This is a genomic window from Pseudoalteromonas sp. GutCa3, assembly GCF_002836155.1.
Classification (GTDB): Bacteria; Pseudomonadota; Gammaproteobacteria; order Enterobacterales; family Alteromonadaceae; genus Pseudoalteromonas; species Pseudoalteromonas arctica.
The window spans coordinates 1-13,344 of the sequence record NZ_PJBK01000015.1 but is presented as its reverse complement, the minus strand read 5'-3'; the positions used below and the strand labels follow the sequence as shown (position 1 = coordinate 13,344).

General features: G+C 36.0%; 8 protein-coding genes and 3 pseudogenes. 6 read left to right on the top strand and 5 right to left on the bottom strand.

Annotated elements, in window-relative coordinates; all coding sequences use genetic code 11:
* Nucleotides 1–147: 147 nt before the first annotated feature.
* Nucleotides 148–705 carry a TMEM165/GDT1 family protein gene (locus CXF64_RS01490; RefSeq protein ID WP_076924201.1) on the top strand — a complete coding sequence of 186 codons (558 nt, stop codon included), beginning with the start codon at nucleotides 148–150 and terminating at the stop codon, nucleotides 703–705.
* 60 nt (nucleotides 706–765) lie between these two features.
* Here the strand turns inward: CXF64_RS01490 and CXF64_RS01485 are convergent, their stop codons facing one another.
* The 3 genes from CXF64_RS01485 to CXF64_RS01475 all read right to left on the bottom strand — a co-directional run bounded on the left by CXF64_RS01485 (nucleotide 766) and on the right by CXF64_RS01475 (nucleotide 3,440).
* Nucleotides 766–1,290: a DUF6436 domain-containing protein gene (locus CXF64_RS01485; RefSeq protein ID WP_007581838.1), complete on the bottom strand. Its 525-nt coding sequence runs from the start codon at nucleotides 1,288–1,290 to the stop codon at nucleotides 766–768.
* The gene (locus CXF64_RS01480; protein WP_007581837.1) at nucleotides 1,274–2,740 is read right to left on the bottom strand and encodes a methyl-accepting chemotaxis protein; all 1,467 of its coding nucleotides are present in this window, start codon (nucleotides 2,738–2,740) and stop codon (nucleotides 1,274–1,276) included. The genes CXF64_RS01485 and CXF64_RS01480 overlap by 17 nt, the downstream gene beginning before the upstream one ends.
* A gap of 148 nt (nucleotides 2,741–2,888) precedes the next feature.
* Nucleotides 2,889–3,440, bottom strand: coding sequence for a hydrolase (locus CXF64_RS01475; protein ID WP_101216109.1), 552 nt, complete (start codon nucleotides 3,438–3,440; stop codon nucleotides 2,889–2,891).
* A 166-nt stretch (nucleotides 3,441–3,606) separates the two neighbouring features.
* On the opposite strand from CXF64_RS01475, the gene CXF64_RS01470 reads away from it, so the two are divergent.
* Nucleotides 3,607–8,106 carry an EAL domain-containing protein gene (locus tag CXF64_RS01470; protein ID WP_101216108.1) on the top strand — a complete coding sequence of 1,500 codons (4,500 nt, stop codon included), beginning with the start codon at nucleotides 3,607–3,609 and terminating at the stop codon, nucleotides 8,104–8,106.
* A gap of 109 nt (nucleotides 8,107–8,215) precedes the next feature.
* Here the strand turns inward: CXF64_RS01470 and CXF64_RS01465 are convergent, their stop codons facing one another.
* Entirely contained in the window at nucleotides 8,216–9,109 is an 894-nt protein-coding gene (locus tag CXF64_RS01465; RefSeq protein ID WP_007581834.1) for a cation diffusion facilitator family transporter, read from the bottom strand.
* A 383-nt stretch (nucleotides 9,110–9,492) separates the two neighbouring features.
* Here CXF64_RS01465 and CXF64_RS01460 point away from each other — a divergent pair, with 383 nt between their 5' ends.
* Both CXF64_RS01460 and CXF64_RS20885 read left to right on the top strand, forming a co-directional pair.
* The gene (locus tag CXF64_RS01460) at nucleotides 9,493–10,944 is read left to right on the top strand and encodes a diguanylate cyclase domain-containing protein (RefSeq protein WP_101216107.1); all 1,452 of its coding nucleotides are present in this window, start codon (nucleotides 9,493–9,495) and stop codon (nucleotides 10,942–10,944) included.
* 254 nt (nucleotides 10,945–11,198) lie between these two features.
* A pseudogene (locus tag CXF64_RS20885) lies at nucleotides 11,199–11,336 on the top strand (NfeD family protein); the annotation flags it as partial.
* A gap of 34 nt (nucleotides 11,337–11,370) precedes the next feature.
* Here CXF64_RS20885 and CXF64_RS01450 read toward each other — a convergent pair.
* The gene (locus CXF64_RS01450) at nucleotides 11,371–12,243 is read right to left on the bottom strand and encodes an SMP-30/gluconolactonase/LRE family protein (RefSeq protein ID WP_101216106.1); all 873 of its coding nucleotides are present in this window, start codon (nucleotides 12,241–12,243) and stop codon (nucleotides 11,371–11,373) included.
* 166 nt (nucleotides 12,244–12,409) lie between these two features.
* Here CXF64_RS01450 and CXF64_RS01445 point away from each other — a divergent pair.
* A pseudogene (locus CXF64_RS01445) lies at nucleotides 12,410–12,646 on the top strand (patatin-like phospholipase family protein); the annotation flags it as partial.
* Nucleotides 12,647–12,809: 163 nt separating this feature from the next.
* A pseudogene (locus tag CXF64_RS01440) lies at nucleotides 12,810–13,286 on the top strand (patatin-like phospholipase family protein); the annotation flags it as partial.
* Between the last annotated feature and the right edge of the window lie 58 nt (nucleotides 13,287–13,344).

Here is a 13,344-nt window from a genome sequence, read left to right as displayed (position 1 = left end):
AACTTATCAACATAATTGCACCTCAAGTGCATGGTAAGTTTGTAATGTTGTAGCAAGCGTTATCGGCGAGACCTAGGTAGACACTATCCTCATGGCGGGAGATAGTTGTTTGCCTTGGTTTAGTATTCCCGCCTGTAAGAATCAATAATGGAAGTTTTTTTAACCTCAACCGTCACTGTCACACTTGCCGAAATTGGCGATAAAACCCAACTTTTATCGCTCCTGTTAGCCGCCCGTTTTCGTAATAAAGGCGCGCTTATTCTTGGTATTTTAGCCGCAACCTTACTCAATCATGGTTTATCAGCGTGGTTTGGGCAGTGGTTAAGTAATAGTTTTTCTTCTGAATATTTACCTTGGCTTGTAAACATCAGCTTTATTGTTGTTGGCCTTTGGCTATTAGTTCCAGACAAAGACGAAGCTGTAAGTAGTAAATACGATAGCTACGGGGCTTTTTTAGTCGCTTTTGTATTATTTTTTATTGCAGAAATTGGTGATAAAACACAAATAGCGACGGTGTTGTTAGGCGCACAATATCAGTCTGTGTTTTGGGTTACGGTAGGAACCACGTTAGGTATGCTAATTGCTAACGTGCCTGTTATATATGCTGGTAATGCATTACTAAAAAGAATATCTCTAAACACCGTACGTGCTATTGCTGCTTGTGTGTTTGTGTCATTAGGTATTTATGGCTTAGTTACAATTTAATCAATGTTAAAGCTCGCAACTGTTGATTTAAGTGCGAGCTTTAGTTTATCGATACGTTATTTATGCATTATTTACACAGTAACATCCCTTGGTTTGCGTAATTAAAAGGTTGGAATTAAAACCTGCAGCTAAATTAGTGACCGCAGTTTCAACAAAACCACTTCCTTGCGCACAAGCTAATCCTTCAGAGAGCGGCCCAGCATAAACAAACTCACCGTTTTTATTAATAATAACGGCGGCAGGCGTTGCCGGAATAACGTGTTTAAGCTTTGGTGTTAATTCAACTTGTACAACCTTCATAGCTTTATTGGCAGCAAAAGAGGTTAACGATGAAATATGCGGCTTAGCTTGTATAGTACACCCGCATTTTTTTTCTGTTATAAGCACTAAAGACGGCTCACCAGTATCAACCCAATCCAATTGCTTTTTAAAGTTATTAAACCAGTGTTTTTGCAATAAAACTTTTGAGCTATCAAACGGTTTAAGCTGCTCTAATTGAAAATAAACTAACCCTGCAACAACGCAAATAAGCCATGTAGCTATAAGCGAAAATACGAAAGTGTTAGATTTATTTAAACTTGGCAATGCTTTGCTCTAACACATCAATACTTACATCGATTAACTGCACCTTAGCGGTTAACTGCTGCACTATTTGCGTATCTTGGTACTGATTTTGGCGCATAGTATCAGTACTGCTTGCTATTAACTCAGTATTACCTGCCTGCTCAGCTACAACTTGTGCAACTGAATCAGAGCTTGAAGATACTGCGGCTATTTGCTCGCTCATTGCTGAAATATTCTCTTTCATTGCAGCACTAATACTTGTTAAATCGACTACAAAATTCACACACTGACTCATTGATTGTGTTGACGTTTTACTATTATTAACAAGATCTTTTAATGTTAGACTAATTTTATCTGTTGTTGCTTTACTATGGTTAGCTAAAGATCTTACCTCATCAGCAACGACAGCAAAACCTCGACCATGTTCGCCTGCACGGGCTGCTTCAATAGCGGCATTTAAAGCAAGTAAGTTTGTTTGCTCAGCAATACCTGATATCTCATTAAGAAGACCTGAAATAACATCGCCCGCTGCCACTAAGTGGTTTATTTTTTCTTCAGTATGGTTAAGTAGTGTTAACAGCTCTCTACTTTTAGCATCTGTTTGAAGTACTTCTTTTAATGCGTCGCTCGCAGCTTGTGTAATATGGTCTACTTGACGCTTAAGCACCTCACTTTCTTCTTCTACAAGTTTAAAACCATTAGCAACTTGAGCGCCAGAATTAGCAATATCATCAGTTTGTTGTGTACGCTGCACTGCACCACCGGCCAGCTGATCATGAACATGTATAAGCTCTTGTGAGTTTTTTTGCAGTGATTCTGATTGAGTTTGTACCTGCTTAATAACATCAGATAAGTAATCTAGTAACGTGTTAAACCCTGCTACAGCCTCACTTTTAGTGTCATCAGCGCGAAGAGAGAGTTTAATATTTTCAGGGTCTTGCATGATTTGCTCTGTCGCATAACTTAAAGATAAGCCAGCACGACGTTCGCGTTGCAACATTACGGCAATGTAGCCTGCAACTAACACTTCAACTATTGCGTATCCAGCATGAATAAGCACCGTAGTAAAAGCAAGCCTATCAGGGTCAAATACATAAAATCCTGTATTTTGAGTTTGTAAATAATAAAAAGATAAATGATGAACAGCTACAAATACAATTGTAGTAATAAACACTCGCCACTGTACAAAAACAATTAACATGGGCATTAAAATAAATATTTCAAAATGGACTTCAATCAACCCAAAAGTTTGTTGAATGTGCAAAAAAGAAAACATCATTATGGCGGCAGCTACCACATGCGGGGTAACAGGACTATCCCCTTGTGTGTTTAAAAGCCATATAGGTAATAAACACAATGGCAAACCTATCATAAAGGCCTGCGCTAATGTGTCGAAATACAAGCCAATAGCGATAGATTCGACAAACAAAAGACTAAAAATAATTGTAAATAACCGGCCAATACTAGACATAAGAACCTTAAAATTGTTGTTTGCATTGTTGTTTTATAAAGCAGTCTGCAATATACGTATCAAAACGAGTTTCAGTTTACTGAACACAATAATAAACTACCGACACATCAAAAAATAATACATTTAATTTACATTACATACATGCGGTCTACTTAATTATAGGCAGTATTTTTTTAAACGTAGGCGTTGCTGCTTTTTTTGTCCATTGAAAAATAACTATTTCAGCGCATGAAATTACCGAACCAGCTTGGCGTAGCTGTTCAATCGCCAAATTTTTATGTTGCGGATTTCTCGAGCCAACTCCGTCGTGTACGATAATAACTTCAAAACCATTTTCTATTAAATCTAAGCATGTTTGTAAAACACACACATGCGCTTCAGTGCCAACAACAACAACTTGCTTTTTACCATAGCTTTTTAACTTATCAACAAAGCCAGGCTCTGCACACGCACTAAAGTACGTTTTATGAAAATACGTAGCATTAGGTAACGTATTTTTAATTTGCTGATTAGTCTCGCCCAACCCCTTGACATATTGCTCGGTTATTAAGACTGGGACGCCGTGAATAATACCCGCCTGCGTTAACTGCAATGTACTTTTTAAAATATTCGGAAAGTCTTTAATTGCAGGAGCAAGCAACTCTTGTAAGTCTATTATTAATAACACGCTATTTTTTGCATCAATATTATATAAAACCACTATACTCTCCTTATGAACATTAACTGTTATCTATATAGATTAGCTCACTATTTGAAAATAGAGCTTTTAACTTTACGTATATTATTTGCAATTAAAAAATAAAAACTTATGCTATATTTACTATCTAGCTAAGTATCATCCTATCCTCCACTGAGAGTGTTTATAAGTGCGTTTGAGCAAACTTTTTTTTCATATCACCATTGTTTTTTTACTATGCATCCAAAGCACTTTTGCATCACAAAACTATGCTCAACAATTACAACGAATTTCTACTGACGAAGGTCTCTCGCAAAGTTACGTTTTGCAGTCGCAAGAAGATGACATTGGCTTCATATGGATAGCAACCCAACAGGGTTTAAACCGTTTTGATGGTTATAAAGTAAAAACTTTTAATGGTGGCTTTGGCTTAGATAAACACTATATTTATGCATTATTTAAAGCCGAAGACGGAAAAATCATTGTCTCAACTGATCTTTCTGGTGCGTATATAATAGATCCCCTCACTTTAAAAACCGAAAAAATCTATTCTGGTCAAATAGATAAAGAAAAAAAGATGTTTTCTCCAATCTCCGCAATGACTCAGCAACAAGATACTTTTTACTTCGCCATAGATGGTCAAATATATACATTTGATGAGACGAGTAAACACTTTACACTTAAGCTAGCACTCCCAAATAAAAGGGACTACATTAGGTCATTAACGATATATAAAAACACTTTATATATTGGTACAAATGATGGTTTATACACTGCAAATATAGATAATTCAGAACTTGTAAAAATCCCTCTTCATCCCCCTGAAAAAAATACGATAGATAATATAAACGTCAAATTTTTAAGTGTTGATAATGAATTAGGATTACTTGTTGGTACTGTCGAAGGTATGTATCAATTAGCATTTGATAATAACAAAAATATATCTGCAGCAAATGTTACAACATTAATTCCTGATTATAATATATGGGATTATGCCAATACTGTTTACGGCGAGTTTGTAGCAACCGAAAGTGGATTATTTAGTTATCACCGCGAAACCAAAGAGTTAGAGTTCATATTAAATTATGAAAAAAGTAAGTTTAATATTAATGAAAACTCAATCAACGATCTAATGATTGATAAGTCCGGCGTGCTTTGGCTCGCATCTAGAACCCAAGGCGTGTTTACCTGGCCAATTAAAACCCGACGGTTTAAACACATTTTTTTACCCGGTAACAATACTGTTCATGCCACCTACCAAGATAAAAATAATATTATATGGCTAGGAACAGAAGATGGAATTGCGCGCTATGACAAAGCAACAAATAAAAGTGAAGTATATTTAAGCTCGACCGACTCAAAAGCAATATACGGAGCATCTGCGGTATTTGATATTTTTGCGTCTTCAATTGGAAACGATCAATTTCTTTGGCTTGTTACTTATGATGGTTTTAAACTTTTTGATAAGCAAACGGGTAAAGTTATTGAAAATAAAGACACAGACAATAATGTAATTAACCAGCTCAACTTATTTGGTTTTGCCCAAGTTGATGCAAATAAATATGCATTTATGTCTGATGATAATTTTTATATTTTTAATGAAACAACCGGAAAAACAAGAATTATTAAAGGACTCAAAGAGCAAGTTGACCCTTTATTTTCTTATGCTTTTTATAAACCCCTCGACACACATCCTGAAGAGTTTGTACTTGGCACATCAAAAAGTTTTTTTAGGTACAACGAAAAAACGAAAACCTTAACTACTATATTTCAGTCATTTAATCCTAAAGAAGATATTTTTTACACTGTAGAAAATTTTTACTTAGACTCAAAACGAAATATTTTATGGTTGGCAACCACCCAGGAAGGCTTGCTTGGTGTTGACCCAGTTACTTATGAGAGAAAACACTACATAGGATTAAAAAATTTATTTAATACTGACTCTATCTATTCGTTACTTCCTGATGAAAATGGTTTTTTATGGGCAAGTACCGACAATGGTTTATATCAAATAAACCTAGATACACTCAATGTGGTGAGTTATTCAGTAAAAGACGGGTTGAATATAAACCAATTTACTCCTATAGCAGCAACAACATTAAATGATGACCGGTTAATTTTTGGTAGCAATGCCGGAGCTCTACTGTTTAACCCTTTAGACTTTGATGAAAAAGAATTATTTAAAAAAAATAATGTAGCGATTACCGATATAAACCTTTTTACCAAAGAGCTCAATTATTACCCTCATAAATACCTTAGCCAACCACTTGATCTCAGTTATGAAGACATGGGCCTTACAGTTAGTTTTTCTAACTTTTCTTACCCCAATATAGACAAAGCGTATTATAAGGTAATTCTTTCAGGGCCAACGTCCCTTACATATGAAGACTTGCAATCTAACCAAGTGTTTTTCACAAAGCTTCAACCCGGTAGTTATTCGCTAAAAATATCAGCACATAATCGCGATGGTATTGTTACAAGCGAACCTGCAACACTTAATATCAACGTAGCCTACGCACCATGGAAGTCGCCCTTTGCTATTGTCGCCTATGTAGTTTTAATAATTGCCATGTTGTTTTTCATTTTTTGGCAATACCGCAGCCGCCAAGTTGCAATTGAACAAGCCCATAGAGCGACTATTCATTCGCAAAAGCAAACAGAACTCGCGCTTAAAAATAACAAAAGTGGCGTGTGGGATTATAATTTTAAAGATGCTTCCGTAAGTACGCTCAGAGGAAGTGAATTAGGCTATACAGGCTTGCCTGTACGCGTACACATAGAACAATTTTTAGCGCTAATACACCCAGATGACCGACGTCGTTTTGAAAACCAATGGGAAAACTACTTCAAGTACAAAAAACAACAAAACTGGCAAGCAACTTATCGTCTACAGCATAAAAATGGGCATTGGTTATGGTATCAAGATACAGGACAAGTTATATACGATCCTCAAACAAATGAGCCGCTATATGTTTCTGGCATATATACTAATATCACAGCGCAACGTGCTAACGAGCAACAAGCAAAAATTTTAGGTGAAGCGTTCAGCCAAATAAATGACTGGTTACTTATACTCGATAAACATTTAATGCCATTTTCTGCGAACAACAGTTTTATTGAAACATTTTCAAATGAAAAAGTAGCCACTAAAATTAGTCCTAAATTATTCATAAAAGCGATTGGTAAAGATAAGTGTAAAGAGTTTGCTGGTATCTTAAAAAAATTAAAACCGACAGAAAACTGGCAAAGTGATGCTTATATAAAAACAGCAAAGAGTAACGAACATCCAATTCATATAAGTGCCACAGCAGTTACAAAAGATACTGCAAGTTACTATGTGGTGGTTATTACAGATTTAACCGAGCAAAAACGTGCTGAAAACGAATTGCGCTATTTGGCTAATTTTGATCCTCTAACGCATCTCCCAAATCGTAGTTTAATGTATCAAAACATTGAGAAAGCGATTAAGTATGCCGATGCAAGTAATACACAATGCGCATTATTATTTATTGATTTAGATAAGTTTAAACCTGTTAATGACTCTTTTGGCCACGCAGTTGGCGATAAGCTCTTGTGTAATATTACCCAAAGAGTGAACGGTATGCTCGGCGCAAACGCAAAACTTGGCCGACAAAGTGGTGATGAATTTTTAGTGCTGATTCAAAATATAAAATCGCTTCAGTCTCTTCGCGATACAGTAAGAAAAATTAGTAATGAGTTAGCTAATAAAGTAATTATTGAAGACTTCTCTATTAATATTTCAGCCAGTATTGGCGTAGCTCTATACCCATTTGATGCTGTAACCACCGATATACTTATCCGTAATGCCGATGTTGCGATGATGCACGCTAAACAAGGCGGGAGAAACGACTTTAAGTTTTTTAGCGATGAAATGAATGAGCTGATAAAACAAAAGTTACTGCTCGAAAATGATTTAAAAGATGCAGTAAAAGACAACCGATTTTTTAATCACTATCAGCCCATTATCGACATAGAAGAAAAAACAATAAATGGCGTGGAGTTACTCATGCGCTGGAAAAATCAAGGCCAGTTAGTATCCCCAGCACTTTTTATACCGGTAGCAGAAGAAACTGGTTTAATAGAACTCCTTACTGAGCAAGCATTGCAACGAGCTCTTATTGAAATTGCACCTATACTCAGCGCAAACCCATTGTTTTATATATCTTTAAACTTATCGCCTAAACACATTTTAAAAACAAACATAACCCAGCGGTTAATGTCCATATTAGCGGACTCTCAAGTTCATCCAAGACAATTAAGACTTGAAATAACAGAGAGTATTTTACTAGAAGATAAACTCAAAGCAGCCAAGCAGCTACAAAACTTAAAAGCTGCTGGGTTTAAATTACTACTTGATGATTTTGGTACTGGTTACTCGTCACTCACCTATTTGAGCCAATTTCCTATTAATGTTATTAAAATAGATCAAAGCTTTGTAAACAGTATTGGTATAGATAAAGGGGATGAGTCAATTATTAAGACCATTCTTTTATTGGCCGAAAACCTAGATCTTTACTGTATTGCAGAAGGAGTAGAAACGCGCGAACAGATGATCTTTTTAGCCGAGGTTGGGTGTACTGTACTGCAAGGTTATTACTTTGCAAGGCCAATGGATGCTAAAGACTTACGTAAAAGCGATTGTTTTAGCAATATCATTGATTTGATTTGATTTGATTTGATTTGATTTGATTTGATTTGATTTGATTTGATTTGATTTGATTTAAAACATTAAAAGCGTGCTAATCATTATTACACGCTTTTATATTAATTAAATGCTACTAATGGATGTGATGGCATTCGTGGCTTTCTATTTGTAATACACTATTGCGTACATTAAATTTTTCAGCTAACAGTTGTTCTACCTTCATACGACATGCTTCATCGTGTTTTTCAATAGTACAATGCTCTTTAAGTACAACGTGCGCCCCGACTACTACACCCTTATATTTACGCGTTACAGTGACGTTATGGACATTGTGAACATGCTCCATATCTGTAATCTCACTTTCAATATCTGCAACTTTAGGAAGTTTGGCCTTATTTAAGCGTAAACCTTTTATACAACTAATAATGACCTTAACACCGGTAAACAACACGAAAGAGGCGATTAACATGCTCGATAAAATATCGATAACAACCCAGCCCGTAAAATATATAAGAATACCAGCCACAAATGTCGATACGGTAGAAATCAAATCAAAGAATGAATGTAAAAATACCGCGTAAACATTAATACTCGCTTTGCGGCCTTTATATAAAACCCATGCAGCAGCACCATGAAACAAAAAACCAATAGCAGCAATAACCGACATTAAATAACTATTAATAGCCAGCTCATTTCCTTCATGCTGGTGTATATAGCGCTCACCACCTTCATACAAAATAATTAAACTGATTGCTAGGTATAAAAATCCGTTCACCAGACCACCCAAAAGCTCGGCTCTTTGATGACCATCGTTATAGGTTTTAGCAAAATGAATAGCGAGACTTGATGCAATCAGTGCGATGAATAACGAGCTATTGTGAACAAACAAATGCCCCGCATCGGCAAGTACAGCAAGCGAATTAGAATAATAAGCACCTATAACCTGAATTACCATAAACGAACACGTAATTGCTAGTGCAATAAGTAACCGACGACGAGAAGCTTGGTGTGTAGTGATTTCTGTCATGAAATGCTTGAATAACCTATACTTAAAGTGCAAATAAACCAAAGATGGCTTAGAGTAGAAAAGGGTAATGATATACAGTATCAATTATAATACGTACTGCCCTCAAACGCACTAAAAACTTAGTAAATCAAAAAAAATGTGCTAATAATTAGTAGGGCTTGTTGAACTTCGGTGGTTGAATTTACACCAGTATTTTTGTTTTTTAGGCAAGGCAGAGCCTATGTAGTGTGGCTATTCCCCATAAATAGGCGATAACGCAGCATAAATACCAAACATGCGCTGCCTTTTGAGCTCGATCTAAGGACGATTAACACGCCCAAGTAAAAACAATAAAAATACAATAGATAACAATTTAATTGTGGCTTAAACACATGGAGAGTTGAGTGAGTAATAACCTATCAAATGAAATATGGCGAAACTTGGAATTACTGCCGTTTTGTGTATTACTTTATGATGCCAATGAAAATATATTTAAAGTTAACAGCCAAGCACAGGACTTGTTTGGCTTAAGAAATAAATCACATTTTAATAAAATTGATTTTTCACACATCACTTTAACCAATCATCACAGTAAAAAAAAACTATTAGTCGAGGAGCTATTCTTTGATTATTTCACTGCAAATAACCAATGCCAGTTTGTTTTATCAAAACAGGTATCTAAATTGCTACTCAATGTAAAATTTGCAAAATTACCTAACTCAAGCTCCATTATTATAATCGATGTATTGAATAATAATGTAGATGAACAATATGATTTTGATAATATTATTTCGAACATATCAACTGACTTAATTGATATTCAAAACGACGACGTTGATAAGCATATCAACTACGCATTAAAAGCTATTGGTACCGTTTGCCACGCAGATAGAAGTTATCTTTTTAAGTTTGCCGAGGATGGTAAAACCATAAATAACACCCACGAATGGGTCAATAATGATATACAAGCATTTAAAGAGGACTTACAAAACCTTCCGAAAAGCGATCTCCCATATTTTTTTAGTTTGATGGCACGTACTCACTTATTTAGAGTTAACGATGTAACGTCGTTACCCATTCAAGCAATGAGCGAAAAAACAATTTTCCAGCGACAAAAAATAAAATCAGTACTTTGCATTGGTCTACGTTATGACAAAGAGCTCGTTGGCTTTATAGGCTGTGATTGCGTTGTTCAAAAGCGAAACTGGACTGATTTAGACCTTATTCGCTTAAGGTTAGTAGGTGAAATGCTTGCTAATGCTTTCAAAAATTTAAATTACAAGCAAGAGCTACAACAAGCTCAGCAGCAACTCATTAATGCCAATCATAAACTTAACAAACAAGTTAATACTGATGGCCTTACAAACATTGCTAACCGACGCTGTTTTGATCAAACTTTAAAATGCGAAATTAAGCGCGGCGCACGTAATAAAGAACCCATTAGTTTAATAATGTGTGATATTGATTTTTTTAAGCGTTATAACGATAACTATGGGCATCAGCTAGGTGACGAAGTGTTAAAAAAAGTTGCCAAGTCGCTGCATGATCTTTGTAAACGTGAAGGTGATTTAGCCGCTCGTTTCGGTGGTGAAGAATTTTCGATAATTTTACCTGCAGTCGACACAGATCATTGTCAAAGGTTTGCTGTTCTTATTCAGGAAAAAATCGCAGAACTCGCAATTGAACATAATTTTTCAAGTGCTAGTAATTACCTCACTTTGAGTATCGGATTTTATAGCCTTATACCCAATCAAAAAACAACACCTAAAGAAGTTATAACTAACGCCGACATAGCCCTTTATAACGCAAAAGAAGCAGGCAGAAATAAAATAGCCAGTTTTAAAAAAACCGACTAAGTCGGCGCGTTACAGTGAGTTTTAGTGGTTAAAAGTTCGCTGTAGTGATAATCTATACACGCTGAAATTATAAACAATACAACCACTCAGCGTTTAATTATTAACACAAAACTGCGCCTTCTTCATAGAGTACTTTGGAGTAATAATCAGATATCACTAAATATAACACCTCACTAATTGTTGATGGAGTTAATTTACTTATCAGTGATTGTCGCTTACAAAGCTAAGTATGGCGTTGAAATGAGGCCCCAGGTACAGAACAAGATTTAACTACACATCAATATTCAGGTCTTAGCTGGAAACTCAAAAGTGAGCAACCAATTAGCGCCGGTACTGAGGTTTTAGTAACCAAAAAAGAAGTGGGTGTTATGTGGGTTAAGCCTAAAAGCTAACCATCACTTTAAAACAAGCACTGTGTATAATAAATTACAGTAAAACGGGCGGCTCAAACTGCCCGTTTTTTATGCCTGAGATTTTAAATACAGCGCCTTGTTCAGTAACAGTATTATTAATCGATTCATCAAATGCCGATGTCACAAGTAACAATTCAGCATTTTCACCACCAAATGCAGTGCATGTCGGTTTTATTGCACAAAGCTTTATTGTTTTAATTAGCTCACCGTCTGGGGATAAACATATAACACACCCCATTCCCCACACAGCTAGCCACAAATTACCTAATTGGTCGGTTACGCAGCCATCTGGGTCAACATCAGTATTATTAAATTGATAAAAAACACGTGGCTCAGAGCAAGGTTCGCCAGTTTGCTCATCCAAATCTAATACATAAATACAACTCGTTAAAGAGTCGCAGTAATAACCGCGTAAACGTGGCTTATCAAAGCACAATCCATTTGGGATACTCAAACCACTTACAACGGCTTTAAGCTGGTGTTTATAATAACGGTATATTTTACCGTCACCTTTTTTAGCATTTACGTCCATTGTACTTAACCAAAAACCACCCCATGGATCAGCGCGGCCGTCGTTTGAACGCCGATTTAGTTGTGTATTTTCAATATTAAAAATAAGGTGGCGAGTGCTCGAATTAATATGGTATTTGTATAAACCAGTACTTGTACCTAGCAACAAGTGCTGCTCATCAATCCACGCTATTGCACTGAGTGTATCGGGCATATTAACTGTTTTTAGTTGGCTTTCGCTGTGTATTTTTTTGCTTAAAAGTAATTTTTTATTTATGTCGACCCAATAAAAAGTATTCAGCATAGGGTGCCAAAGAGGACTTTCTGCAAGCTGATTCTGTGTGCTTTCAAAAATGGTTACGCTAGGGTCAAACATAAATACTTATTCTTTATTATTAACAAAGCCTTGTAACCCAAACCTTACCAGAAAACAGTTGATTTCGCGATGTGTACCTGGCTTTAATTTATCAACCCATTTAGTAATCTCTATCGCATTTCTTAGACTGAGTTGATAACATCAAATTTCATAAAAAGGATTGACCATGAACAACAATAATAAAAACACACTCGTCGTTGAAGGCGGTGCAATGCGCGGTATATTTGCCGCAGGTGTGCTTGATGAGTTTTTAAAACAGCAATATCAGCCGTTTGAACGCTATTTTGGTGTTTCAGCCGGGGCAACTAATATAGCCGCATTTTTATGCAAACAACCAATGCGAAATTATAAAGTGATTACTGACTATTCATGCCGTCCTGAATTTATTAATTTAGCGCGTTTTATACCAATTCGCTTAATTAAGTGATCTTTTTTGAGGATGGAAAAACGTGTTGATAGCTAGGCAAAAAATTCGCTATTCAGTTGTTCTAAATGAGAATTTTTTAACGCAGTTAGCGACACGTTTAGCCCCTCAAAATGATTAAGTATTATTGCGGATTGGTATTATTAAAGGTGGTCATTTATTTGATTTAGATTGGTTATGGCAAGAAACGATTCGCGAAATACGTCTTCATACGGAGGTCTTTGAGCAAACTCCACACGAGTTTTATATTGTATCTACGGCAATCGAATCAGGCAAAGCACACTATTTAAAAGCCACCAGCGCCGATATGGTGCATCAATTAAAAGCATCATGCGCTATACCCATTGCATATCGTGACTACCCTATTATTAATGACATAGCGATGACCGATGGCGGTGTTGCTGATTCAATTCCGGTAATAAAAGCTTACGAAATGGGTGCACGCGAAATCACCGTTATTTTGTCTCAATGTTTAGGCTATCGTAAAAAACCAAGTAAGGCACCTTGGCTTACTAAAAAAATGTATAAAAACTATCCCGCATTAATTCAAACGACCTTAAACAGGGCTGATTTTTATAATAAGTCTATCGATTTTATTATGAATCCACCTAGGGCGTGTTGATCTTTGTGGATTGAAATTTGTTCAATCTAGGGGCGATTAAATCGCGGCGCGAGGT